Below are 24529 nucleotides of genomic sequence, written 5' to 3' on the forward strand. Positions count from 1 at the left end.
ATCAGCCCGGACGTTTACGGTTGCTACGTGGCGCACTGCTGCGACGTGAAGACGAATTGCTGTTACGACGCGGGCCGTTACCGGTACGCGAGCGGGCAAGACGTTTTGCAGGAGGCAAATCCGTTAACAGCGCATCGCTGTTGTATTTACTGACCGGAATGCTGTGGCCGGTGTACGTTTCAATCGCCGGCAGATTCAGGGCATATTCTTCACAGGCAAGGCTGATGGAATGACCGCTCAGGCCCGCGCGACCGGTACGGCCAATGCGGTGAACGTAGTCTTCACAGTCGTCAGGCAGGTCATAGTTAAAGACGTGCGTCACGGCAGGAATGTGCAAACCACGGGCAGCAACGTCAGTCGCAACCAGAATATCCAGCGTGCCTTTGGTGAAATCTTCCAGAACGCGCAGACGTTTTTTCTGCGGAACGTCACCGGTCAGCAAGCCAACGCGATGACCATCGGCAGCCAGATGGCCCCAGACGTCTTCACAGCGATGTTTGGTGTTCGCGAAGATAATGCAGCGGTCTGGCCATTCTTCTTCAATCAGCGTCTGTAACAGGCGCATCTTTTCTTCGTTTGAAGGATAGAACAGCTCTTCCTGAATACGGTGACCGGTTTTTTGTTCCGGTTCGATTTCAATCGACTCGGCATTGTTCATGTTTTCGAACGCCAGTTCTTTCACACGATAGGAAAGCGTTGCTGAGAACAGCATGTTCAGGCGTTGATTGGCAGGCGGCATCCGGCGGAACAACCAGCGGATATCTTTGATGAAGCCCAGATCGAACATGCGGTCTGCTTCATCCAGCACCACCACCTGAATCGCACCCAGGTCGATGTGGTTCTGTTTGGTGTAATCGATTAAACGGCCAGTGGTTCCGATCAGGATGTCCACGCCGCTTTCCAGCACTTTAAGCTGTTTGTCGTAACCGTCGCCGCCATAGGCCAGACCTAATTTCAGTCCGGTAGATTCAGATAATGCTTCGGCGTCGGAGTGGATCTGCACCGCGAGTTCACGCGTAGGTGCCATGATCAAGGCACGCGGCTGGTTAGTCTGACGACCTTCCGCAGCAGGGTGAGAAAGCAGATAATGGAAAGTAGACGCTAGAAAAGCCAGCGTCTTGCCGGTACCGGTTTGCGCCTGACCTGCAACATCACGCCCAGCGAGCGTGATCGGCAATGCCAATGCCTGAATAGGCGTGCAGTAATGGAACCCTTTCTTTTCAAGGGCTTCTACTGCCAGCGGGTGCAGGGCGAAGTCGGAAAACTTCTGTTCGGTCAAGTGTGTTTTGCTCATAGTGTGGTAGAATATCAGCTAACTATTGCTTTACGAAAGCGTATCCGGTGAAATAAAGTCAACCTGATGTTGGTTAATGCTACATCAACAAGGTAAAGATAATCCTTTGGAGTAAACATGAGCGATAAAATTATTCACCTGACCGATGACAGTTTCGACAACGACGTATTGAAAGCCGAAGGGCTGGTGCTGGTCGATTTTTGGGCAGAGTGGTGCGGACCATGTAAGATGATCGCTCCAATTCTGGATGAAATTGCCACTGAGTTCGAAGGCAAGCTGACCATCGCGAAACTGAATATCGATGAAAATCCAGGTACTGCACCTAAATACGGCATCCGTGGTATTCCTACCCTGCTGTTATTTAAAGGCGGCGAAGTCGCAGCAACTAAAGTTGGCGCACTGTCGAAAGGTCAGCTGAAAGAGTTCTTAACAGCTAATCTGTAATCGGTCGGGATGACCCAAGCCAGGTGTTTAGCGGGCTGCCGTGTTTTTCACATTGTCCGCTAGACGCCTGTCGAGAAGCGTGCTAAGTTTACCCTTACTGCAAATAGAGCTTACCTGTAGTTTGATTCTTACGTTTTACTCTGTTGTGTCAAAAACATCTGCCTATAAAGTTTCTTTGAATAATAATTAAATTGAACTGGCACTGTGCTTGACCATCTAACGGTTTTGACAAAATCGGCTTTAAGACACCTTCAATATCAGCATTACCCCTCAAGAATCGCCCGCGTGCGACTGCCTGCGGCTGGATTTCTGGGCTGTTATTTAAGTGTCATACAATAAACAGGCATGGATGACCCTGCCATACCCATTCACGACAGATGTTCGAGACATACCCCGAGTTTAAGAACCCACCATTATGAATCTTACCGAATTAAAGAATACGCCGGTCTCTGACCTGATTGCACTCGGCGAAAATATGGGACTGGAAAACCAGGCCCGCATGCGCAAGCAAGACATTATCTTTTCAATATTGAAGCAGCATGCGAAAAGCGGAGAAGACATCTTCGGTGATGGCGTACTGGAGATATTGCAGGATGGATTTGGTTTCCTCCGCTCCGGAGACAGTTCCTACCTCGCAGGCCCCGACGACATCTACGTATCTCCAAGCCAAATCCGCCGCTTCAACCTTCGCACTGGCGACACCATTTCCGGTAAAATCCGCCCACCTAAAGAAGGTGAACGTTATTTTGCCCTGTTGAAAGTTAACGAAGTTAACTACGACAAACCAGAAAACGCCCGCAGCAAAATCCTGTTCGAAAACTTAACCCCTCTGCATGCAAATTCACGTCTGCGTATGGAACGTGGTAATGGTTCAACAGAAGATTTAACCGCTCGCGTACTTGACTTAGCGTCTCCAATTGGCCGTGGCCAACGTGGTCTGATTGTTGCGCCGCCGAAAGCCGGTAAAACCATGCTGCTGCAAAATATCGCGACCAGCATTGCGTACAACCATCCTGATTGCGTACTGATGGTTCTGCTGATTGACGAACGTCCGGAAGAAGTGACCGAGATGCAACGTCTGGTAAAAGGCGAAGTTATCGCTTCTACCTTTGACGAACCTGCATCCCGTCACGTTCAGGTAGCCGAAATGGTTATCGAGAAGGCGAAACGTCTGGTTGAGCATAAGAAAGACGTTATTATCTTGCTGGACTCCATCACCCGTCTGGCGCGTGCCTACAACACCGTGGTTCCTGCTTCAGGTAAAGTCCTGACCGGTGGTGTGGACGCCAACGCCCTGCACCGTCCAAAACGTTTCTTCGGTGCTGCACGTAACGTGGAAGAGGGCGGAAGCCTGACCATCATCGCTACGGCGCTGGTCGATACCGGTTCTAAAATGGATGAAGTTATCTATGAAGAATTTAAAGGTACCGGCAACATGGAACTGCATCTGGCGCGTAAAATCGCGGAAAAACGTGTATTCCCTGCGATTGACTACAATCGTTCGGGTACCCGTAAAGAAGAGCTGCTGACCACGTCTGAAGAGCTGCAAAAAATGTGGATCCTGCGCAAAATCATTCATCCGATGGGTGAGATTGATGCGATGGAATTCCTCATTAACAAGCTCGCCATGACCAAAACCAATGACGACTTCTTCGATATGATGAAACGTTCGTAATTCGGTGCAAAACTCAGTCTAACGCCACGCTCAGTCGTGGCGTTTTTTGCTTTAGGTAGCTACCATAATGCTACTTTGGGAAGATTGTCAGACTATTCGGATAATAGCTGATGGTTTTTCACATGCCCTTTCTTTACTTTGTCGGTAGATTGCCCGAGAAATGGCAGCAGATAAGGTCTTGCCCGAGACAAAACCATAACTGTCACCATAGGATATGATTTAAGGCTGTGAGGTTTATGATGTTTTCGATCCCCCGCACCTTATTTTTGCAGAAGAGATCTCTTAACTGTGAATTTACTCAATATGAGTACTGAGCTAGCTGTTGTCTTCGTATTTTCATTCCTCTTTTTGTTCGTTGCCCGTAAGGTCGCGAATAAAATAGGACTCGTTGATAAACCCAATTTTCGTAAGCGTCACCAGGGTCTGATCCCGCTGGTAGGCGGCATTTCTGTCTATGCCGGCGTTTGCTTCGCCTTTCTGATCACCAATTACACCATTCCACATGGCAAGTTGTATCTGGCCTGCGCCGGTTTGCTGGTGCTCGTCGGTGCGCTGGATGACCGTTACGATATCAGTGTCAAAACCCGCGCCATGGTTCAGGCCGTCGTCGCTATCGCCATGATGAGTTTTGCTAATCTCAATCTGCGCAGCCTTGGTCATCTGATTGGCCCGTGGGAAATGGTATTAGGTCCGTTTGGTTATCTCATCACACTGTTTGCCGTATGGGCCGCGATCAATGCCTTTAATATGGTCGATGGTATCGACGGATTACTGGGTGGCCTGTCTTGTGTCAGCTTCGGCTCGCTAGGCATCATCATGTATGACAGCGGGCATATGGAGCTGGCGCTCTGGTGCTTTGCGATGATTGCCGCCATTGTTCCTTATATCTTGCTCAATCTGGGTGTATTAGGGCCGCGCTATAAAGTCTTTATGGGCGATGCGGGCAGCACACTGATTGGATTCACCGTGATTTGGATCCTCTTACAAAGTACGCAAGGCGAATCCCATCCTATGAATCCGGTGACCGCGCTCTGGCTTATCGCCATTCCGCTGATGGATATGGTTGCCATCATGTATCGCCGTTTGCGCAAAGGAATGAGCCCGTTCTCTGCTGACCGCCAGCACATTCATCATTTGATCATGCGGGCAGGTTTTACTTCCCGGCAGGCCTTTGTTCTGATCACATTAGCGGCAGCGCTCCTCGCGGGCGTCGGCGTGATTGGCGAGCACCTGAGTTTCGTCCCTGAATGGATCATGCTGGCCTTATTTTTTGTTGCCTTCCTGTTGTATGGGATCTGCATCAAGCACGCCTGGCGTGTGGCGCGGTTTATTAAACGTATTAAAAGGCGTTTGCGTCGTTCCTCCAATCAATAATCACTCTCTTAAGCAGGGGCATACTGGCTGTGGATAAACCAGAAATGATCAGAAACCAGAACGAACACGACATCGAGAATGAACTCGATATTCGCGGCCTGTGCTGCACGCTATGGAAAGGTAAATTCTGGATTGCTGGCCTGGCGATACTTTTTGCTTTGGTGGCATTAGGTTCGTCTTATCTGATGAAACAGGAGTGGAGTTCCACGGCGATCACCGATCGTCCAACGGTGAACAATCTGTCTTCCTATTACTCCCAGGCACAGTTCCTGCGCAATTTAGATATCCGAAATGCACCGCAATCGGACGTTAACCGTCCGGCGATTTCTGATGAAGCGTATAACGAGTTTGTTATGCAGCTGGCAGCGTACGACACACGCCGTGATTTCTGGATGCAAAGTCCTTATTACAAGCAGCGTCAGGAGAATGACCCGCGTGCTGATGCCGTTTTGCTCGATGAACTGATCAACGACATTCAGTTTACGGCGCGTGATGCGGCAAAAGTGCCGAATGACATTGTTAAGCTGACAGCGGAAAACGCACCTGACGCCAATAAGCTGCTGCGTCAGTATGTTGATTTCGCCAGTCATCGCGCGGCACAGCATTTATATGATGAACTGGAAGGTGCCTGGGCGGCTCGTACACAGTCCATGAAAGCCCAGGTGAAGCGTCAGGAAGCCGTGGCGCAGGCTGTTTTCGCCCGCACGATGAACAACACCGAACAGGCACTTAAGATAGCTCAGCAGCAAAATATCAATAAAAGTGTGACCGATACCCCTGCCGAAGAGCTGCCAAATTCCGATATGTTCCTGCTGGGTGTACCGATGTTAAAAGCGCGACTGGAATTATTGCAGGCGTCCGGTCCGGGATTTGATCTCGATTACGACCAGAACCGCGCGATGCTTTCAACGCTGAATGTCGGCCCTACGCTCACTGCGAAATTCCAGACCTATCGTTATCTGAGAACGCCGGAAGAACCAGTGAAACGTGACAGTCCCCGCAGGGTATTACTGATGATTATGTGGGGCATTGTCGGTGGTCTAATCGGGGCTGGCGTGGCCCTGACTCGCCGTAAAAATAAGAGAAACACATTGTGAAAGTGTTGACGATTTTCGGCACCCGTCCGGAGGCCATTAAAATGGCTCCGCTGGTGCTCGCTTTGTCGCAGGATGCGGCTTTTGAATCCAAAGTTTGTGTCACGGCTCAGCACCGTGAAATGCTGGACCAGGTATTACGCCTCTTTGAAATTACACCGGATTATGATCTTAACATCATGAAACCGGGGCAGGGGCTGACTGAAATTACCAGCCGCATCCTGACCGGACTGAAACCTGTGCTGGATGAATTCCAGCCGGATGTGGTGCTGGTGCATGGTGATACGACAACCACCTTGTCAGCAAGCCTTGCTGCATTTTATCACCAGATCCCTGTTGGTCATGTCGAGGCAGGATTGCGAACCGGTGACCTCTCTTCTCCCTGGCCGGAAGAAGGCAACCGCCTGCTGACCGGGCATCTGGCCAGATGGCATTTCGCCCCCACGGAAAACGCCCGGGCAAATTTGCAGCAGGAGAATATTGCTCCGCAGGGCATTTTTGTCACCGGCAATACCGTGATTGATGCGCTGCTGTGGGTGCGTGATCGCTTTAGCAGTGATGCGTCGCTGGCCCAGCAACTGGCAGATAGCTACCCGTTCCTTGATGCCGCTAAAAAGCTGATTCTGGTCACCGGCCACCGTCGCGAAAGTTTCGGGGAAGGTTTTGAGCGCATTTGCTCGGCGCTGGCGGACATTGCCCGTCAGCATCCCGACGTACAAATTGTTTACCCGGTGCATCTCAATCCGAACGTCAGTGAACCGGTGAACCGAATTCTGCAAGGCATTGATAATATTGTTCTTATTGACCCGCAAGACTATCTGCCGTTTGTCTATCTGATGGATAAAGCGTATCTGATCCTCACCGATTCCGGTGGCGTGCAGGAAGAAGCGCCGTCGCTGGGCAAACCGGTTCTGGTGATGCGTGAAACCACCGAACGTCCGGAAGCGGTTGATGCCGGAACCGTGCGGCTGGTGGGGACAGATCCCGCTAAAATAGTAGAGGAAGTGAATCGCCTGCTGAACGATGAAAACGAATACAACAGCATGAGCCGGGCGCACAATCCTTACGGTGACGGGCATGCCTGTCGCCACATTCTTGACGCTTTGAAAAATCATTGGGTACCACAATGAGTTTTGACACTATTTCTGTTATTGGCCTGGGTTATATCGGTTTACCTACCGCCGCCGCTTTTGCCTCCCGCGGGAAAAAAGTAGTGGGTGTGGATATTAATCCGCACGCCGTGGAGACCATTAACCGCGGGGCTATCCATATTGTTGAGCCAGACCTTGATGTGCTGGTAAAGCGTGCGGTTGAAGAAGGTTTCCTGCGCGCAACGACGCAGCCTGAACCGGCTGATGCGTTCCTGATTGCCGTGCCAACGCCATTTAAAGGCGATCATTTGCCGGATATGAAATTCGTCGAATCTGCCGCCCGTTCACTGGCGCCGGTTTTGAAGAAAGGCGACCTGATTATTCTGGAATCCACTTCACCGGTCGGTGCGACAGAGCAAATGGCGCAGTGGCTGGCAGAATCCCGTTCCGATCTGAGTTTCCCACAGCAGGCCGGTGAGCAGTCTGATATCAATATCGCCTACTGTCCGGAACGTGTGCTGCCGGGGCAGGTGATGGTTGAGCTGATTAAAAATGACCGCGTGATTGGTGGCATGACTTCGTTGTGTTCACAGCGTGCCAGCGATTTGTATAACATTTTCCTCGAAGGCGAATGTGTGATCACCAATTCCCGCACCGCTGAAATGTGCAAGCTGACCGAGAACAGTTTCCGTGACGTGAACATTGCCTTTGCAAACGAGCTGTCACTTATTTGCGATGCGCAGGGGATTAACGTCTGGGAGCTGATCAGCCTGGCAAACCGCCATCCGCGCGTGAATATTTTACAGCCCGGTCCGGGCGTCGGCGGCCACTGTATTGCGGTTGATCCGTGGTTTATCGTGGCACAAAACCCTGAGCTGGCGCGGATGATCCGCACGGCTCGTGAAGTGAACGACAGCAAACCGCACTGGGTCGTGGACCGTGTGAAAGCGGCGCTGGCGGATTGCCTGACCACGACCGGCAAGCGCGCTGCTGATATCAAAATCGCCTGCTTCGGGCTGGCGTTTAAACCGAATATTGACGATCTGCGCGAAAGTCCGGCAGTTGAAGTAACCCATCTGATCGCTGACTGGCATTCAGGAGAAACCTGGGCGGTTGAACCTAATGTTCATCAGCTTCCGGCTTCACTCGCGGAAAAAGTTACGTTACAGCCTGTTGATCGTGCGCTGAAAGAAGCCGATCTGCTGGTGATGCTGGTTGATCACAAACCGTTTAAAGCGATCCCCGCCGATCAGATTCAGCAATCCTGGATTGTGGATACCAAAGGCGTATGGCGATAAATCTGCCGTTACGTGGTGAGCTTGAACCTCTGGTCTGGGAGAGTGATTTCTTCCAGCTTAAAAGCGCGCGACTGACACCGGATGCCACAGCGGCTGAGCTCACGGCACAGGCGCTGGACGACTATGCGCTGGTGCAGGCGAAAGTGGATGCGTCAGAAACGCATACGCTGGATGTGCTTTCGGCGCTGGGCTTCCGGCTGGCAGAAGGTGAAACGGACATTTGTGTGACGGTGACGCCGCAGGATAACGCGCGGCCGGCCGGGCGTCTGGCAGCGCCGGAAGACATCCCCGATGTGACCGCGATTGCGCGTCAGGCATTTCGCCTCAGTCGTTTTCGCGCACCCTGGTATCAGCCGGAAGACAGCGCGCGTTTTTACGCGATGTGGGCTGAAAAAGCGGTTCTCGGCACCTTTGATCACCTTTGCCTGTGGGCAGATGATGAACAGGGCAACGGGCTGGGCTTTGTCACGCTGCGACGTTTGTCCGAAGATGAAGTAAGAATTGGCCTGCTGGCTGTCAGACCTGAGTATCAGGGGCAGGGAGCGGGCAAAAAGTTAATGGCGGCTGCGAAAAAATGGTGTGCTGAACAGGGCGTGTCGCGGTTGTATGTCGCCACGCAAACCGGCAATCTCGCGGCCTTAAATCTTTATCTCGCCAGCGGTGGCAAAGTCACCCGCACGGCGTACTGGTTGTACAGGTGAAACGATGATCCCTTTTAATGCGCCACCGATTGTGGGTACTGAAATTGATTTCATGCGCGAGGCGATGAGCAGCGGCAAACTGTGTGGCGATGGCGGATTCACTCTGCGTTGCCAGAAGTGGTTTGAGCAGCGTTTTAACTGCCCGAAAGTCTTGCTGACGCCATCCTGTACCGCATCGCTGGAAATGGCCGCGTTACTGCTGGATATTCAGCCCGGCGACGAAGTGATTATGCCGAGCTTCACCTTTGTCTCGACTGCCAATGCGTTTGTGCTGCGTGGTGCCAAAATCGTGTTTGTTGATGTCCGTCCAGACACCATGAATATCGACGAAACCCAGATTGAAGCGGCGATCACTGAGAAAACCAAAGTGATTGTTCCCGTACATTACGCCGGTGTGGCCTGTGAAATGGACACCATTATGGCGCTGGCCGAAAAGCATCGTCTGTTTGTGGTGGAAGACGCGGCGCAGGGCGTGATGTCGACATATAAAGGCAAAGCGCTGGGTACAATCGGTCATATCGGCTGTTTCAGTTTTCACGAAACCAAGAATTACACTGCGGGTGGCGAAGGTGGGGCAACGCTGATTAACGATCCGGCGCTGATTGACCGTGCTGAAATCATTCGCGAAAAAGGCACTAACCGCAGCCAGTTCTTCCGCGGGCAGGTGGATAAATACACCTGGCGCGATATCGGTTCCAGCTATCTGATGTCCGATTTACAGGCCGCGTATCTGTGGGGAAATCTCGATGCCGCTGAAAAGATTAACCAGCGCCGTCTGAGTATCTGGAATGAGTATTACGAAGCGTTGCAGGATCTGGCCGACGCAGGTCGTGTTCAGTTGCCTTCGGTCCCGCAGGATTGCGTGCAGAATGCTCATATGTTCTATGTTCGCCTGAACGATATCGAAGACCGCGACGCGTTTATTCGACACATGAAAGCGGCGGATATCCTGACTGTATTCCATTACATCCCGCTGCACGCCTGTCCGGCGGGTGAAGATTTTGGTCGTTTCTCTGGTGTCGATCGTTTCACCACAAAAGAGAGCGAACGTCTGGTGCGACTGCCGTTGTTCTATAACATGACCGACGACACGCAGCGCACGGTAATTGCGGCCATGCTGCAATATTTCGCCTGATATGTCGCTGGCAAAAGCGTCTGTCTGGACCGCCGGTTCCACGCTGATTAAAATCGGTGCCGGGCTGCTGGTGGTTAAAATGCTGGCGGTGGCTTTTGGGCCTGATGGTGTCGGGCAGGCGGGGAATTTCCGCCAGCTGGTGACCGTACTGGGTGTGCTATCCGGTGCCGGAATTTTCAACGGCGTTACCAAATATGTCGCTGAACATCATGAAAACCCGGAGCGACTCAAAGCCGTTCTCGGTACGTCTTCCACGCTGATTTTAGCTTTCTCGACGGTACTGGCGGCCGTTTTTCTGCTGGCCGCCGGGCCGGTGAGTGTCGGGCTGTTCGGTCATGACCGCTATCAGGCGGTTGTCCGCTTCGTGGCTTTTATTCAGATGGGTATCGCCTACGCTAACTATTTTCAGGCGATCCTGAAAGGCTACCGGGATGCCATGGGTAACGCGCTGGCGGTGATCGGCGGCAGCCTGATGGGTCTTCTGGCCTATCTGCTGTGCTTTAAACTGGGCGGCTATGAAGGCGCGCTGGCCGGACTGGCGCTGGTGCCGGCGCTGGTTATCCTGCCTGCGGGCGGTATGTTGTGGCGGCGAAAATCTTTTCCGCTTCACTATTTAAAGCCGGGCTGGGATCGCTTTATCGCCAGCCATCTGGGCAAATTTACGCTGATGGCGCTGATCACCTCCGTTACCTTGCCGGTGGCGTATGTGATGATGCGAAATCTGCTGGCGGAGCATTACAGCTGGAAAGATGTGGGGATCTGGCAGGGTGTCAGCAGCATTTCCGATGCCTATTTGCAGTTCATTACCGCCTCTTTCAGCGTGTATCTGTTGCCGACGTTATCGCGCCTGACCGATAAACGGGATGTCACGCGCGAGATTGTGAAATCGCTGAAATTCGTTTTACCTGCCGTGGCCGCTGTCAGTTTTACCGTCTGGCTGCTGCGCGACTTCGCTATCTGGCTGCTGTTTTCAAAACAATTTATCGCGATGCGCGATTTGTTCGCCTGGCAGCTGGTCGGCGATGTGCTGAAAGTCGGTTCGTATGTTTTTGGGTATCTGGTGATCGCCAGAGCGTCATTGCGCTTTTACGTGCTGACTGAAATCAGCCAGTTCGCGTTACTGACGGGATTCTCTCACTGGCTGATCCCGATACACGGTTCTCTTGGCGCTGCACAGGCCTATATGGCGACCTATATCGTCTATTTCACCCTGTGCTGCACCGTATTTGTTATCTATCGTAGACGAGCATGACAACGCTGATTCACGTTCTGGGATCTGACATTCCCCACCATAATGTCACCGTACTGCGCTTTTTTAATGATGTACTGGCCGAATGCGCGCCAGAAAAGCTGATTTGTCATTTTATGGTCGCGGCGGCGGATGCCTCAGTATTTGCTGAATTCACGCGTCTGGATATTCGCGTTTATCCGGATAAAAAGACGCTGGCGGCGGCGGTGATTTCCCGTGCGCAGGAACGGACGCATCACTTTTTCTTCCACGGCCAGTTTAATCCGACACTCTGGCTGGCATTGCTGACCGGCAAAATTAAAGCGCGACAGGTCAGCTGGCATATCTGGGGCGCAGACCTTTATGAATCGGCGGGCGGTCTGAAATTCCGACTGTTCTATCTGATGCGTCGTCTGGCGCAGGGGCGTATCGGACATGTTTTTGCCACCCGCGGCGACCTGATCCACTTCCATCAGCATCATCCCCGCGTACCGTCTTCCCTGCTCTATTTCCCGACGCGGATGGATCCGGCTCTGACGCAGCCTGCGGATATGCCCGGACCCGAAGGGCCGATGACGGTTCTTGTCGGTAATTCCGGCGATCGCACTAACCGCCATATTGAAGCGCTGCGTTCGTTGCATCAGCAGTTCGGTGCTGATATCCGGGTGATTATCCCGATGGGCTATCCGGCCAATAACCAGACATATATTGAGCAGGTCCGCGCTGAGGCATTAAAACTTTTTGCGCCTGAAAACGTTGAACTGATGACCGGCGCAATGGCGTTTGACGACTATCTCAACGTGTTGCGTCGCTGTTCGCTGGGGTACTTTATTTTCGATCGCCAGCAGGGCATTGGTACGCAGTGTCTGCTTATCCAGTTCGGCGTGCCGTTCGTCGTCAGCCGTCAGAATCCGTTCTGGCAGGATCTGGCTGAGCAACATTTGCCGGTGCTTTTTTACGGTGATGCGCTGGATGCAAAAACGGTAGCAGAAGCACGCCGTCAGTTGCTGAGCGCTGACCGCCAAAATATCGCCTTCTTTAACCCGAATTACATTGCGGGCTGGCAGCAGGCCTTGCAGCTGGCGGCGGGAGAGGCATCATGACGCTGACACAGCTCGGTGGCTTGTCACTGGTGTATGCGTTCTCGCTGCTGTTCATTCTGACTCTGACGTATAAAGAGTTTCGCCGCGTACGTTTCAACTTTAACGTCTTGTTTTCACTGCTCTATCTACTGACGTTCTATTTCGGCTTCCCGCTGACCTGTATGCTGGTTTTCCAGTTTGACGTGAAAGTGGTGCCGGTTGAAAACCTGTTGCAGGCCATGCTGGCTGCCACTTGCTTCTACGGCATTTATTACGTCAGCTATAAAACACGGCTGAAGGCAAAACGTGACGGACCTTCACGCCCGCTGTTTACCATGAACCGTGTGGAAACCCATCTCACCTGGATGTTGCTGGCGCTGATTGCGGTAGTGACGGTTTCAATTTTCTTTGCGCATAACGGCTTTTTGCTGTTTAAGCTCAAGTCGTACAGCCAGATATTCTCCAGCGATGTTTCCGGCGTGGCGCTCAAGCGCTTCTTCTACTTCTTTATTCCGGCCATGCTGGTGGTCTTTTTCCTCAAACCTGACGTGCGCCGCTGGCTGTTTTTCCTCGCCAGTACAGTGGCGTTTGGTTTCCTGACGTACATCATTGTCGGCGGAACCCGTGCCAATATCATTATCGCCTTTGCTCTGTTTTTGTTTATCGGCATTGTCCGCGGCTGGATCAGCTTATGGATGCTGGCGGTGGCGGGCGTGCTGGGTATCGTCGGGATGTTCTGGCTGGCGCTGAAACGCTACGGTCTGAATGTCAGCGGTCCGGAAGCCATTTATACGTTCCTCTATCTCACGCGCGATACCTTCTCACCGTGGGAGAATCTGGGGCTGTTACTGCAAAACTACGACAAAATCAGTTTCCAGGGACTGGCGCCGATTGTTCGTGATTTCTACGTCTTTATCCCCAGTTGGCTGTGGCACGATCGCCCTGGCGTGGTGCTCAACTCGGCCAACTATTTCACCTGGGAAGTGCTGAATAACCATTCCGGTCTGGCGATTTCACCGACGCTGATTGGCTCACTGGTCGTGATGGGCGGTGTGTGGTTTATTCCGCTGGGTGCAGTGGCGGTGGGTATGATCATCAAATGGTTCGACTGGTTGTACGAAAAAGGCAAAGCAGATACCAACCGCTACAAGGCCGCCATCCTGCAAAGTTTTTGCTTCGGTGCGGTCTTTAATATGATTGTACTGGCCCGCGAAGGCGTGGATTCCTTCTTCTCACGGGTGGTTTTTTTCTGTGTCGTTTTCGGCGCGTGCCTGGTGATGGCCAAATTGCTGTACTGGATGTTTGACGCCGCCGGGCTGATACGTGCCAAAATACCCCGCAGAAAAAACCTCATGGAGCCGCTGGCAGTAAGGAAGAGACATGAATCTGGAGAATAACGTTCCGCAATACGACATTCGCGGGATCCGCCTTTGGGGCTTTCGTAATATGGCGCATTTTCTCGATTACCTTTTTGCTGGTCACAAGGTGAAAGCCGGTGCGCTGGTGGCGATGAATGCAGAGAAAGTGCTGACTGTCGAAAGTAATCCGGAAATGAGTGAGCTGATTGGCCGCGCGGAATACAAATATGCCGATGGCATCAGCATTGTGCGGGCCATCCGCCGAAAATACCCGCAGGCACAGGTTTCCCGTATCGCCGGTGCTGATCTCTGGGAAGGGCTGATGGAGCGTGCGGGTCGTGAAGGAACGCCGGTCTTTCTGATCGGCGGCAAACCTGAAGTGTTGGAACAAACAGAAGAAAAGCTGCGCACGCAGTGGAACGTCAATATTGTCGGCAGCCAGAATGGCTACTTTACGCCGGCGCAGCGTGGCCCGTTATTCGAACGCGTCAGAAGCAGCGGGGCAGCGATTGTGACGGTGGCAATGGGCTCGCCGAAACAGGAAATCCTGATGCGTGATTGCCGTCTGGTTCATCCGGATGCGCTCTATATGGGCATCGGAGGCACCTACGACGTTTTCACCGGCCACGTTAAACGTGCGCCAAAAATCTGGCAAAAAATGGGGCTGGAATGGCTCTATCGTCTTATTTTGCAGCCCAGCCGTTTGCGTCGTCAGCTCAAACTGCTTAAATTCGTCCGTTATTACTACACCGGTCGTCTGTAATAAATCCGCCGTTTTGAATCTTCAGGACGGCGCGTCACCTCTCATTTCTTCACTTCTCTTGCCTGTGTTTCCTGTCCGCTTTGCGGATCAATGCTTATCTTTCTCAATAGGCGTTTGCAACTCGTCGGGAAATACGGAACCATAACGCCGTTTTTCCGCCCTATACGGGCATCATCACAATAAAAATAACATTCCGGTCATTCCGGAAGGCAAACACAATGAGAGAGAAATTGAGGATCTATGGAGAATAAAGAAGAAAAGGGTGGGCTACACCGGGGGCTGGAAGCGAGACATATCGAGCTGATTGCGCTGGGCGGCACCATCGGTGTCGGATTATTCATGGGCGCGGCGAGCACCCTGAAATGGGCCGGGCCGTCAGTGTTACTGGCGTACATTCTGGCCGGTGTGTTCGTCTTCTTTATCATGCGCTCAATGGGCGAAATGCTGCATCTTGAGCCGGTCGCCGGTTCGTTTGCGGTTTATGCGCATAAATATCTCGGGCCGTATTACGGTTATCTCACCGCGTGGAGTTACTGGTTCATGTGGATAGCGGTGGGGATTTCCGAAATCACCGCAATTGGCGTTTACGCGCAATACTGGTTCCCGGATTTACCACAGTGGATCCCCGCGCTGGCTGCTGTGGCGATTGTTGCGGCGGCAAATCTTGCGGCGGTGAAACTCTATGGCGAAATGGAGTTCTGGTTTGCGCTGATCAAAATCACCACCATCATTGTGATGATCGTGGTCGGACTGGCGGTGATTTTCTTCGGGTTTGGTAATCATGGCGAGCCGGTGGGCTTTGCGAATCTGACCGCGCACGGCGGCTTCTTTGCCGGTGGCTGGAAAGGCTTCCTGTTTGCGCTCTGTATTGTGGTGGCATCCTATCAGGGCGTGGAACTGGTGGGGATTACCGCCGGTGAAGCGAAGAATCCGCAGGTCACTCTCAAACGCGCCATCAATAACATCCTGTGGCGTATCCTGATTTTCTACGTTGGCGCGATTTTCGTTATTATCACCATCTTCCCGTGGAACGAAATGGGCACGCACGGTAGCCCGTTTGTCCTGACTTTTGCGAAGATTGGTATCGCTTCAGCGGCGGGCATTATCAACTTCGTGGTACTGACGGCGGCGCTCTCGGGCTGTAACAGCGGCATGTACAGCTGCGGACGTATGTTATATGCGTTATCGCAGAATCGTCAGTTGCCCGCGTTTCTGAGCAATGTCTCCAAAAGCGGTGTGCCGGTTTATGGCATAGCGATCACGATTTTGTGTCTGCTGGTCGGTTCGTGCCTGAACTACATCATTCCGAATCCTGAGAAAGTGTTCGTGTACGTTTACAGTGCCAGCGTATTGCCGGGCATGGTGCCGTGGTTTGTGGTGCTGATCAGCCAGTTACGTTTTCGTGAGGCGCATAAAGAGAAACTGAAAAACCATCCGTTTAAATCGGTTCTCTTCCCTTATACCAACTATCTGACGCTGCTTTTCCTGGCGTGTGTGCTGGTCGGTATGGCGATTAATCCGGATACCCGCGTTTCGTTGCTGGTGGGTGGGATTTTCATCGCGGCGGTGTCGCTGATATACTTCGGCCTCGGCATGCACAAACGTGCCGCGCTGACGGCGGAAAAAGCAAAATAACGCTGTAAGTCATGGGTGGGGAAGGGAAGGCGCTTACTTTTAATGCGTATTGGATAAAGCGTAATCAAACGCAATATTTCTGAAAAAAAGCACTAGACAGCCAAGCGTTAAAACCGTAGTATCCCCACCCGCAACGGCGCTAAGCGCCCGTAGCTCAGCTGGATAGAGCGCTGCCCTCCGGAGGCAGAGGTCTCAGGTTCGAATCCTGTCGGGCGCACCATTTAGTATGCGCTAGAGTTGCGGTGAAATGTTGAAGTCTGGCAGTTCACGTTAGTAGTTAGAGATATGGTGGCTATAGCTCAGTTGGTAGAGCCCTGGATTGTGATTCCAGTTGTCGTGGGTTCGAGCCCCATTAGCCACCCCACTCTAAAAATGATTTTGTGATTGTGACATGCGATGGTGGCGGAATTGGTAGACGCGCTAGCTTCAGGTGTTAGTGTCCTTCGGATGTGAGGGTTCGAGTCCCTCCCTTCGCACCACACACAAATTTCATTTAAATGATGCAGTTAGCATCAGAAAGTAGTAAGATGCACGACATCGGCGAGTAGCGCAGCTTGGTAGCGCAACTGGTTTGGGACCAGTGGGTCGGAGGTTCGAATCCTCTCTCGCCGACCACATTCGAAGAAACCTGCTTTTTTTAAAGCAGGTTTTTTTTCGTCTGGAGTTTCTCAACTCACCCTGTTGTTTATCCGCGACATTCCGCTACAGGCCTGTCTCTCTCAGGAGACATTTATCTTGTTGATAAATAAAGCCTAACCAAAGCTGACATTCACACGTCGTTCACTGGCGACAGAATGGCGGTTTGCCGGACGGTCTCTGGCTTTGCAGAAATTGAGTGCTGAGATTTAACAAAAATAAAGTCTTTAATTATCAGTAGAATAAAAAATTCTCAACAGACTCTTGCCATCCTGGCATGCGTCCTGCAATATTCCCGCCGTAGATGCTCATTCCACCTATTATGTTTGCTCCGGCTTCATAAACCTGGGAATGACGCAGAGCCAATTTACAGTGCCTATTGTCATCCTGACCGATAACGCGCAAGCGCTATCATCCAGAAGGCAAAACGTTGAGTGAGGCACTAAATCTGTTGTCCTGGACCTGATTGTTTTATACACCTGCCCATATGCAGGTGTTTTTTTTTGCCCATACCCCGGCATCCTTTGAGCTGCAGATGTGTTGGCTGCTCTTAGTCACCCGAATCACTGACTTAAGTCAGCTCATCGGGATTCCTGCGTTTGCCGCCTTTCTGCAACTCAAATGATTTGGGGTATAAGTATTGATGATATAAAAAAGGTTCCCGAAGGAGCCTTTAGCAGACAGCAATTTTATTACGGTTGCTGTGAATTATTCAGGGTCAGCATCAATCCTTCACGGCGCATCTCAGCCGCTTCAGCCGGTTTGTGCAGCTTATCCAGCGCATCGGCCAGCCACGCATAGTCATACGCGTCAGGACGTTGTTTCAGCGCTTCACGGAACGCTTCGCTGGCCTGCTGCCATTCACCGTGTTTCATCAGCAACTGACCCAACGTGCTGCTCAGTAGCGGCGTTGTGCCATTTTGCTTAATGAGCTGACGTAGTGTTTTTTCCAGTTGCTCAGGATTACCCGAACGCAATTTCGGCATCAGCGCGACCAGACGATCGTCATACTGACGTTTCAGCCCGTCGAGGATCACTTCCTGAGCCAGGTCCTGATCGTTGCATTCAATCAGATGCGTCGCCATTGCCACCTGCAATGCCACTTCATGGCGGGTTTTGCGGCTCTGATCTTTCCACCAGCGTTTCAGACCTTCGCTGCCTTCTTCTGCCATCAGCTGATTCATCATGCCGATATAAGCCTGTTCCTGAAGGACGCGGATTTCATCGTCATTACGGACGCCGGCTTTAGCCATCGACGGTAAAATTTCCAGCAGTGAACCGTAGGCGCCGGTACGCAGATACGCCTGTTCCGCCAGACGTAAAACTTCCGGATGACGTGGCGACTGCCCGAGCAAACGGTCAACGCCGTGGCGCGCGGCATGGATTTCACCCTGCGCCAGTTGAATACGCACACGGGTAATATCCACCGGCATCTGATCGGTATCGGCAATTTCCGCCGCGCGTTCCAGATACTGATTGGTGCGGATGTCATCACCGCGCTGCTGCGCCGCTTCTGCTGCCAGTAAATAGTTCACTACCGGTTGTTCGGCATGATCGGCATTGCGTGCCAGCAGTTTCTCCATCTGGCGATGATCGCCTTCTGCCAGTTTGAGCATCGCAGCGTTAGTTTGCTTACGCGCTTTAGAGCTTTTGCGTCCGGCAAACCAGCCGCGGGTACGCGCACCGGTACGCAGAATGCGTCGCAGGATCCATTCAATAAAGAACAGCACCAGAATCAGCACGATCAGCATTATGGCTAAACCGGTGACGCTGGTTTCAATGTTGTAATTGTCGGTCTGGATCAGCACATAACCCTGATGGCCGGCCAGTATCGGGCCGACGATAATCCCGGCAAACACGATCAGGAATAACACGAAGACTCTTAACATGCGTTATTCCCCTTGTGTGGCGGCGGCGGGCTGCTGGAGCAGGTTACGCACGCGGGTCTGCATCAGTTTCTCCAGCATCGGCTGGCTTTTCAGCTCGTCCGGTACATCCATTGAAATGGATTGCTGGCTGAGATTATCCAGTTCTTCCAGGAAGGCTTTGGTTGACGGGTCAGACGTATCAAAATAGGCGCGAACCCAGGTCGATACGCTTTCCAGTGACTGCTTGTAGACTTCATCCTGATGACGCGGAACGGCCTGTGCGGCAATCAGCAGACGTGAGCGGATATTTTCGCGCAGATACACATCCTGATTCGGCGCAAGCAGCGGTTCTGCGCTGGAATCACGGCGGCGGATGGTAATGAAGTCATCCATAAAGTTGTGCCAGCTTTTGGTCAGGTTCTGACGCCATTCGGTCAGTGAGCTGGAAAGGCTTGAGCTGTCGTTGTCCATCGGGGAATCATCGGTGTCATTATCGGCCAGACGCAGGTTATCCACCTGATTTGACAGCTGATTCAGCTTGAGAATGATACCGTCGAAATCGACCTGCGCGACGGCAGAAAGACTGCCCACGTCTTCGTTCAGGGCGCGGCGCACGTCAATCAGGCTTGGGTCATTCATATCCGCGAGGCTGGCATCGGCACTTTTCAGCAGAGCGGCAGCGGTGGTGACATCCTGATCGCTCCACAGTTTGCGACCGGCCAGTTTCACCAGATAATCGGCCTGAGCCAGTAACCAGGTTTTGGCATCGCTGCCGGAAATACTGGCGACTTTATCTTGTAATTCATTCAGCTGACGACCAAACGACGCCTGCTGGCGATCAGCTGCCTGCTCAGTCTTATCCTGCTGAGCGAGCAGGGAAGCGATTTGCTGCTTATCCTGTTGCTGGCTTTTTTGCAGGGCATCAAGCTGTTCGGAAAGCGCCGCATTGGCGGAGGCCTGCGCCAGCGATTGCTGGTGGCCGTGATAGTAAAGACCTGCACCAAGCGCGATCACTAATACAATCGCAATAGCGCCTAATACCGGCGCGGTACGTTGCTTTTTACGCAGCGTTTTCAGCTCCTGGTCACGTTCTGAAGCGTCTGGCTGGGGGCTCTCAACCGCTGGGGAGATCACAACATTCTCATCCGGCGCGGAAGGATTTTTTTGTTCCGTCATTTTGGCACATCCCTTAGTCAGGTAGTTGTAATGCGCGGATCAGCGCATCATTGTCTGCATTTTCTGCAACCCTAATTGCGCTCCAGCCAAGCTGGCGGGCGAGGGTTGCCAAACGTTCACTGACCACCACCAGGTTACAGCGCAGTAACCATGAATTTCGGTAGTATTCAGGAACTAATTCGTACAACTGTTGCAGCATTTCTCCGCTGGTCACGACCAGCGTATCAATTCCGGCGCGTTGCCAGAGGGCGCTCTGTTCGCTGGCATCGTAGTAAACCGGGCTGCGCTGATAACACTCGCAGTAGGTCACTTCAACGCCGCGTTCCGTGAGTGTTTCGGCCAGCAATTCCCTTCCGCCATTGCCCCGCAATATCAGCGCTTTTTTGCCCTGAATGCGCTGCAGCGCCGGGAGATTCAATAACGTCTCGCTGGTTTCACCCTCCTGCGGATAGATAACCGGGAGACTGCTGGCACGATGAAACAGCAGGCCTGTGGTGCGGCCAATCGCATAATAGCTGACGTTATCCGGCCAGCGGGTGGCAGACTGACGTAATGCGCGATCGGCGTAGTTCACGGCATGTTGAGAGAGTACAAACACCAGATCCTGCTGATTTAATGAGGATAGCAGGTTCGGCAGCATTGCGAGCTGGTTCCCCGGCGCAAATTCAATCAGCGGGGAATGAAAGGCTACCCGGCCCAGTGTCCGCAGCCGGGTAACCAGCGTTTCTCCTGCCGGAGAGGGGCGGGTAACCAGAATGGTCATCGGGGAGTGTTCCCCTGATAGACCTCTTGCAGAATTTCACGTGCACCGTTGGCCAGCAGCTCTTCGGCCAGCTCCACGCCCATGCTGACCGCGTCTGCGGCAGCACCGCGACGTTCGCCGGATACCATCTGGCTGCCATCGGGTGCGCCAACCAGTGCGCGAAGCCACAGTTCGTCGCCATTGAGTTCAGCGTAGCTGCCAATCGGCACCTGACAACCGCCTTCGAGGCGCATATTCATGGCGCGTTCAGCCTCAACGCGTACCGTGGTTTCGCGGTGTGCCAGTGGCGCGAGTAATTCGCGGGTGATGTGATCGTCGAGACGGCATTCGATGCCGACGGCACCTTGTCCGACAGCGGGCAGACACTCTTCCGGCGTCAGCGCTGTACGGATACGGCTCTCAAGACCCAGGCGTTTGAGCCCGGCGACGGCCAGAATAATGGCGTCGTATTCGCCGTTATCGAGTTTGGATAAGCGGGTGCCTACATTGCCGCGCAGATCGCGGATCACCAGATCCGGACGCTTCTGGCGCAGCTGGCACTGACGGCGCAGGCTTGATGTGCCGACAATACTGCCGTGGGGCAGATCCGCCAGGCTGGCGTATTGATTTGAGACGAAAGCATCACGCGGGTCTTCGCGTTCACAAATCGTGACCAGACCCAGGCCTTCAGGGAATTCAACCGGCACATCTTTCATGGAATGCACGGCAATATCCGCGCGGCCATCGAGCATTGCCAGTTCGAGTTCTTTGACGAACAAACCTTTGCCACCCACTTTGGCCAGCGGGGTATCTAAAATGATATCGCCCTTGGTGACCATTGGGACCAGTTCCACCTGCAAACCGGGGTGACAGGCCATCAGCTGGCTTTGAACATATTGTGCCTGCCACAGAGCCAGCGGGCTCTGGCGGGTGGCAATTCGAATGATTTTGTCTAACATGTTTGTTACCGTTTAACTGTCTCTGCGACCATCCTACCACTGACAATAGAAAGCTGTCAGCGTAAGAAGCCATTCGTAAAAGAAGGTTAACGGTCACTGCGGGGAATTGTTCCTTTGTGGAACAGACGGTAAAATCCAGAGAAGCGGAAGAGTAATTGTGGTGCGTTACTTTCTTTACGGTCAATCAGCAAGGTGTTAAATTGATCACGTTTCCAGCAATTATTCGTCAACTATTTGCACAATTCCGATTGTTCAAAGCATAAGCATCACGATAAATGACGGATTTGGAACGGGGTTATTTCCAGACACTGTATAATCAGGCGAAACGTCTTGTACCTCTACATCGAGACATTGAAGCAAAGATTGGATGCGATCAACCAGTTACGAGTCGATCGTGCACTGGCAGCCATGGGTCCTGCGTTTCAACAGGTCTACACGCTGCTTCCTGTCTTTTTACATCAACATCACCCTCTGATGCCGGGATACCTTGAAGGTAAGGTTCCGCATGGTATCTGCATTTTCACGCCTGATGAAGCCCAGCAAACCTATCTGACTGACCTCGAAGAGAAATGGGGCAGCGCGCTTGAGCCCACAGTGAAAGGCGAATTGCCTGTCACCGGCATCTATTCGATGGGTAGTACCTCCTCAATCGGTCAGAGCCAAAGTTCTGATCTGGATATTTGGGTCTGCCATCAGTCCTGGCTCGATAACGAAGAACGCAACCGCTTACAGCAAAAATGCAGCCTGTTAGAAAAATGGGCGGCCTCGCTGGGCGTTGAAGTCAGCTTCTTCCTGATCGACGAAAACCGCTTCCGCCATAATGAAAGTGGCAGCCTGGGCGGGGAAGACTGCGGTTCAACGCAGCACATCTTATTGCTCGACGAATTCTATCGCACCGCGGTGCGCATGGCCGGTAAGCGTATTCTGTGGAATATGGTGCCGGGCGAAGAAGAAGCGCATTACGACGAATACGTCCTTTCGCTATACGCGCAGGGCGCCCTGACGCCAAATGAATGGCTGGATCTGGGCGGCCTCAGCACACTTTCGGCGGAAGAGTATTTCGGCGCGAGTCTGTGGCAGCTGTATAAAAGTATCGATTCGCCTTATAAAGCCGTGCTCAAAACGCTGTTGCTGGAAGCCTATTCGTGGGAATACCCGCAAACCCAGTTGCTGGCGATGGACATTAAACAGCGTCTGCATCAGGGGGAGATCGTCTGCTTCGGGCTTGATTCCTATTGTATGATGCTCGACCGCGTGACCCGCTATCTCACCCAGATTGAAGACACCACCCGCCTTGATTTAGTCCGCCGCTGTTTCTATTTAAAAGTCTGCGAAAAACTGTCCCGCGCACGGGCATCCGTCGGCTGGCGTCGTGAAATTCTCAGTCAGCTGGTGGCGGAATGGGGCTGGGACGAAGAACGTCTGGCTATTCTGGATAACCGGGCGAACTGGAAAATCGAGCGTGTGCGTGAAGCGCATAACGAACTGCTCGATGCCATGATGCAAAGCTATCGCAACCTGATCCGCTTTGCCCGTCGCAACAATTTAAGCGTCAGCGCCAGCCCGCAGGATATCGGCGTGCTGACCCGTAAGTTGTACGCCGCTTTTGAAGCGCTGCCGGGCAAAGTCACGCTGGTGAACCCGCAGATTTCACCTGACCTGTCTGAGAACGATTTAACCTTTATACATGTGCCGATTGGCCGTGCGAATCGCACCGGCTGGTATCTGTATAACCAGTCGCCGTCGATGGAATCTATCGTCAGCCATCAGCCGCTGGAATATAACCGCTACCTGAACAAACTGGTGGCGTGGGCCTATTTCAACGGTCTGCTGACGTCGACTACGCGCCTGCATATCAAAAGCGGCAGTCTGTGTGATATCGCCAAACTGCGCGAACTGGTGGCGGATGTTTCGCATAACTTCCCGCTGCGTCTGGCGGCACCGACGCCAAAAGCGCTGTACAGCCCCTGTGAGATTCGCCATTTAGCGATTATCGTCAATCTGGAACACGATCCGACCGCGGCCTTCCGTAATCAGGTGGTGCATTTTGATTTCCGTAAACTGGATGTTTTCAGCTTCGGGCAGAATCAGGAATGTATGGTCGGCAGTATCGACCTGCTTTATCGCAACTCGTGGAACGAAGTGCGTACGCTGCACTTCAGCGGTGAACAGGCAGTACTGGAAGCGCTGAAAACCATTCTGGGCAAAATGCATCAGGATGCCGCACCGCCGGAATCGGTGGAAGTGTTCTGCTACAGCCAGCATTTGCGTGGCCTTATCCGCACGCGCGTTCAGCAACTGGTGTCGGAATGCATTGAGCTTCGCCTTTCCAGCAAGCGTCTCGAACCTGGCCGTTTTAAAGCCGTGCGCGTTGCCGGACAAACCTGGGGTCTGTTCTTCGAACGCCTGAGTGTTTCCGTACAGAAGCTGGAAAACGCCATCGAGTTCTACGGCGCGATTTCCAACAACAAACTGCACGGATTGTCGGTGAAGTTGCAGACTGACCAGGCACATCTGCCGGCAGTCATTGATGGCTACGCCAGTGAAGGGATTATTCAGTTCTTCTTCGAAGACAGCGCTGACGATATCGGTTTCAACATCTACATTCTCGATGAGTCGAACCGCGTCGAGGTTTATCACCATTGTGAAGGCAGTAAAGAAGATCTGGTGCGCGACGTCAGCCGCTTCTACTCCTCCTCGCATGACCGGTTTACTTATGGCTCAAGCTTTATCAACTTTAACCTGCCGCAGTTCTACCAGATTGTTTCCCTTGATGAGCGCATTCAGGTGATCCCGTTTCGCAGCAACGCGTTATCGGCGGCCTGCGCCACGTTGCCTGAAACTGAGGTCGAACCTTCCCGGTTGAAACAGCAATTTCAGTTGCATTAGAAAAGTTGTCCCAATCCCGGACACGCGGCAGAATATCTGGCTTTCCTTCTGTTTAAACCCTGAAAATGTGCTCGCGTGTTTTATCGA

19 protein-coding genes and 4 tRNA genes are annotated in these 24529 nt (G+C 52.6%); 18 read left to right on the forward strand and 5 right to left on the reverse strand.

Features of this window, described 5'->3' with window-relative positions:
- Position 1: 1 nt before the first annotated feature.
- On the reverse strand, positions 2 to 1294 hold the full coding sequence (gene rhlB, locus J1778_RS05520) for an ATP-dependent RNA helicase RhlB (protein WP_013577538.1): 1293 nt from the start codon (positions 1292 to 1294) through the stop codon (positions 2 to 4).
- Between the two features lie 117 nt (positions 1295 to 1411).
- On the opposite strand from rhlB, the gene trxA reads away from it, so the two are divergent.
- From trxA to J1778_RS05605, 17 genes are all read left to right on the forward strand, one after another.
- Entirely contained in the window at positions 1412 to 1738 is a 327-nt protein-coding gene (gene trxA, locus J1778_RS05525; protein WP_013577537.1) for a thioredoxin TrxA, read from the forward strand.
- A 415-nt stretch (positions 1739 to 2153) separates the two neighbouring features.
- Positions 2154 to 3413 (forward strand): transcription termination factor Rho, encoded by a 1260-nt coding sequence (gene rho, locus J1778_RS05530; protein WP_013577536.1) that lies wholly within the window; start codon positions 2154 to 2156, stop codon positions 3411 to 3413.
- A 288-nt stretch (positions 3414 to 3701) separates the two neighbouring features.
- Positions 3702 to 4787 (forward strand): UDP-N-acetylglucosamine--undecaprenyl-phosphate N-acetylglucosaminephosphotransferase, encoded by a 1086-nt coding sequence (gene wecA / locus J1778_RS05535; RefSeq protein WP_217172326.1) that lies wholly within the window; start codon positions 3702 to 3704, stop codon positions 4785 to 4787.
- A gap of 44 nt (positions 4788 to 4831) precedes the next feature.
- Entirely contained in the window at positions 4832 to 5884 is a 1053-nt protein-coding gene (wzzE, locus tag J1778_RS05540) for an ECA polysaccharide chain length modulation protein (protein WP_217172411.1), read from the forward strand.
- Positions 5881 to 7011 carry a non-hydrolyzing UDP-N-acetylglucosamine 2-epimerase gene (gene wecB / locus J1778_RS05545; protein WP_217172327.1) on the forward strand — a complete coding sequence of 377 codons (1131 nt, stop codon included), beginning with the start codon at positions 5881 to 5883 and terminating at the stop codon, positions 7009 to 7011. Before wzzE ends, wecB begins: the two co-directional genes overlap by 4 nt.
- Complete coding sequence (gene wecC / locus J1778_RS05550) at positions 7008 to 8270, forward strand: UDP-N-acetyl-D-mannosamine dehydrogenase (protein WP_217172328.1); 1263 nt, start codon at positions 7008 to 7010, stop codon at positions 8268 to 8270. The genes wecB and wecC overlap by 4 nt, the downstream gene beginning before the upstream one ends.
- Positions 8261 to 8971 carry a dTDP-4-amino-4,6-dideoxy-D-galactose acyltransferase gene (gene rffC / locus J1778_RS05555; protein ID WP_217172329.1) on the forward strand — a complete coding sequence of 237 codons (711 nt, stop codon included), beginning with the start codon at positions 8261 to 8263 and terminating at the stop codon, positions 8969 to 8971. Before wecC ends, rffC begins: the two co-directional genes overlap by 10 nt.
- Before the next feature lie 4 nt (positions 8972 to 8975).
- Positions 8976 to 10106, forward strand: coding sequence for a dTDP-4-amino-4,6-dideoxygalactose transaminase (rffA, locus tag J1778_RS05560; RefSeq protein ID WP_217172330.1), 1131 nt, complete (start codon positions 8976 to 8978; stop codon positions 10104 to 10106).
- A 1-nt stretch (position 10107) separates the two neighbouring features.
- Positions 10108 to 11358, forward strand: a complete 1251-nt coding sequence (gene wzxE / locus J1778_RS05565; protein ID WP_217172331.1) for a lipid III flippase WzxE — start codon at positions 10108 to 10110, stop codon at positions 11356 to 11358.
- Positions 11355 to 12437, forward strand: coding sequence for a TDP-N-acetylfucosamine:lipid II N-acetylfucosaminyltransferase (locus tag J1778_RS05570; RefSeq protein WP_217172332.1), 1083 nt, complete (start codon positions 11355 to 11357; stop codon positions 12435 to 12437). Before wzxE ends, J1778_RS05570 begins: the two co-directional genes overlap by 4 nt.
- On the forward strand, positions 12434 to 13813 hold the full coding sequence (wzyE, locus tag J1778_RS05575; RefSeq protein WP_217172333.1) for an ECA oligosaccharide polymerase: 1380 nt from the start codon (positions 12434 to 12436) through the stop codon (positions 13811 to 13813). Before J1778_RS05570 ends, wzyE begins: the two co-directional genes overlap by 4 nt.
- Positions 13797 to 14537 carry a lipopolysaccharide N-acetylmannosaminouronosyltransferase gene (gene wecG / locus J1778_RS05580; RefSeq protein WP_217172334.1) on the forward strand — a complete coding sequence of 247 codons (741 nt, stop codon included), beginning with the start codon at positions 13797 to 13799 and terminating at the stop codon, positions 14535 to 14537. The genes wzyE and wecG overlap by 17 nt, the downstream gene beginning before the upstream one ends.
- Before the next feature lie 240 nt (positions 14538 to 14777).
- Positions 14778 to 16172 (forward strand): bifunctional threonine/serine APC transporter ThrP, encoded by a 1395-nt coding sequence (thrP, locus tag J1778_RS05585; RefSeq protein ID WP_217172335.1) that lies wholly within the window; start codon positions 14778 to 14780, stop codon positions 16170 to 16172.
- A gap of 143 nt (positions 16173 to 16315) precedes the next feature.
- A tRNA-Arg gene (locus J1778_RS05590) sits at positions 16316 to 16392 on the forward strand.
- A gap of 68 nt (positions 16393 to 16460) precedes the next feature.
- Positions 16461 to 16536 (forward strand) — tRNA-His (locus J1778_RS05595).
- A 29-nt stretch (positions 16537 to 16565) separates the two neighbouring features.
- Positions 16566 to 16651, forward strand: a tRNA-Leu gene (locus J1778_RS05600).
- Between the two features lie 59 nt (positions 16652 to 16710).
- Positions 16711 to 16787, forward strand: a tRNA-Pro gene (locus J1778_RS05605).
- Positions 16788 to 17500: 713 nt separating this feature from the next.
- Here the strand turns inward: J1778_RS05605 and hemY are convergent.
- From hemY to hemC, 4 genes are read right to left on the reverse strand one after another with little or no spacing between them, the layout of a single operon-like run.
- The gene (gene hemY / locus J1778_RS05610) at positions 17501 to 18697 is read right to left on the reverse strand and encodes a protoheme IX biogenesis protein HemY (protein WP_217172336.1); all 1197 of its coding nucleotides are present in this window, start codon (positions 18695 to 18697) and stop codon (positions 17501 to 17503) included.
- Between the two features lie 3 nt (positions 18698 to 18700).
- The gene (gene hemX / locus J1778_RS05615) at positions 18701 to 19852 is read right to left on the reverse strand and encodes a uroporphyrinogen-III C-methyltransferase (RefSeq protein WP_217172337.1); all 1152 of its coding nucleotides are present in this window, start codon (positions 19850 to 19852) and stop codon (positions 18701 to 18703) included.
- A 13-nt stretch (positions 19853 to 19865) separates the two neighbouring features.
- Positions 19866 to 20615: a uroporphyrinogen-III synthase gene (hemD, locus tag J1778_RS05620; protein WP_217172338.1), complete on the reverse strand. Its 750-nt coding sequence runs from the start codon at positions 20613 to 20615 to the stop codon at positions 19866 to 19868.
- The gene (gene hemC / locus J1778_RS05625; protein WP_217172339.1) at positions 20612 to 21553 is read right to left on the reverse strand and encodes a hydroxymethylbilane synthase; all 942 of its coding nucleotides are present in this window, start codon (positions 21551 to 21553) and stop codon (positions 20612 to 20614) included. Before hemC ends, hemD begins: the two co-directional genes overlap by 4 nt.
- A gap of 330 nt (positions 21554 to 21883) precedes the next feature.
- Here hemC and J1778_RS05630 point away from each other — a divergent pair, with 330 nt between their 5' ends.
- Positions 21884 to 24442 (forward strand): class I adenylate cyclase, encoded by a 2559-nt coding sequence (locus J1778_RS05630; protein ID WP_217172340.1) that lies wholly within the window; start codon positions 21884 to 21886, stop codon positions 24440 to 24442.
- The last annotated feature ends 87 nt before the right edge of the window (positions 24443 to 24529 follow it).

Origin of the sequence: Rahnella bonaserana (assembly GCF_019049675.1) — a bacterium.
GTDB lineage: Bacteria > Pseudomonadota > Gammaproteobacteria > Enterobacterales > Enterobacteriaceae > Rahnella > Rahnella bonaserana.

Coding starts and splice junctions, on each gene's coding strand:
- rhlB (WP_013577538.1), bottom strand. CDS start 1,294: ATGAGCAAAACACACTTGACCGAACAGAAGTTTTCCGACTTCGCCCTG.
- trxA (WP_013577537.1), top strand. CDS start 1,412: ATGAGCGATAAAATTATTCACCTGACCGATGACAGTTTCGACAACGAC.
- rho (WP_013577536.1), top strand. CDS start 2,154: ATGAATCTTACCGAATTAAAGAATACGCCGGTCTCTGACCTGATTGCA.
- wzzE (WP_217172411.1), top strand. CDS start 4,832: ATGATCAGAAACCAGAACGAACACGACATCGAGAATGAACTCGATATT.
- wecC (WP_217172328.1), top strand. CDS start 7,008: ATGAGTTTTGACACTATTTCTGTTATTGGCCTGGGTTATATCGGTTTA.
- rffC (WP_217172329.1), top strand. CDS start 8,261: ATGGCGATAAATCTGCCGTTACGTGGTGAGCTTGAACCTCTGGTCTGG.
- rffA (WP_217172330.1), top strand. CDS start 8,976: ATGATCCCTTTTAATGCGCCACCGATTGTGGGTACTGAAATTGATTTC.
- wzxE (WP_217172331.1), top strand. CDS start 10,108: ATGTCGCTGGCAAAAGCGTCTGTCTGGACCGCCGGTTCCACGCTGATT.
- J1778_RS05570 (WP_217172332.1), top strand. CDS start 11,355: ATGACAACGCTGATTCACGTTCTGGGATCTGACATTCCCCACCATAAT.
- wzyE (WP_217172333.1), top strand. CDS start 12,434: ATGACGCTGACACAGCTCGGTGGCTTGTCACTGGTGTATGCGTTCTCG.
- wecG (WP_217172334.1), top strand. CDS start 13,797: ATGAATCTGGAGAATAACGTTCCGCAATACGACATTCGCGGGATCCGC.
- thrP (WP_217172335.1), top strand. CDS start 14,778: ATGGAGAATAAAGAAGAAAAGGGTGGGCTACACCGGGGGCTGGAAGCG.
- hemY (WP_217172336.1), bottom strand. CDS start 18,697: ATGTTAAGAGTCTTCGTGTTATTCCTGATCGTGTTTGCCGGGATTATC.
- hemX (WP_217172337.1), bottom strand. CDS start 19,852: ATGACGGAACAAAAAAATCCTTCCGCGCCGGATGAGAATGTTGTGATC.
- hemD (WP_217172338.1), bottom strand. CDS start 20,615: ATGACCATTCTGGTTACCCGCCCCTCTCCGGCAGGAGAAACGCTGGTT.
- hemC (WP_217172339.1), bottom strand. CDS start 21,553: ATGTTAGACAAAATCATTCGAATTGCCACCCGCCAGAGCCCGCTGGCT.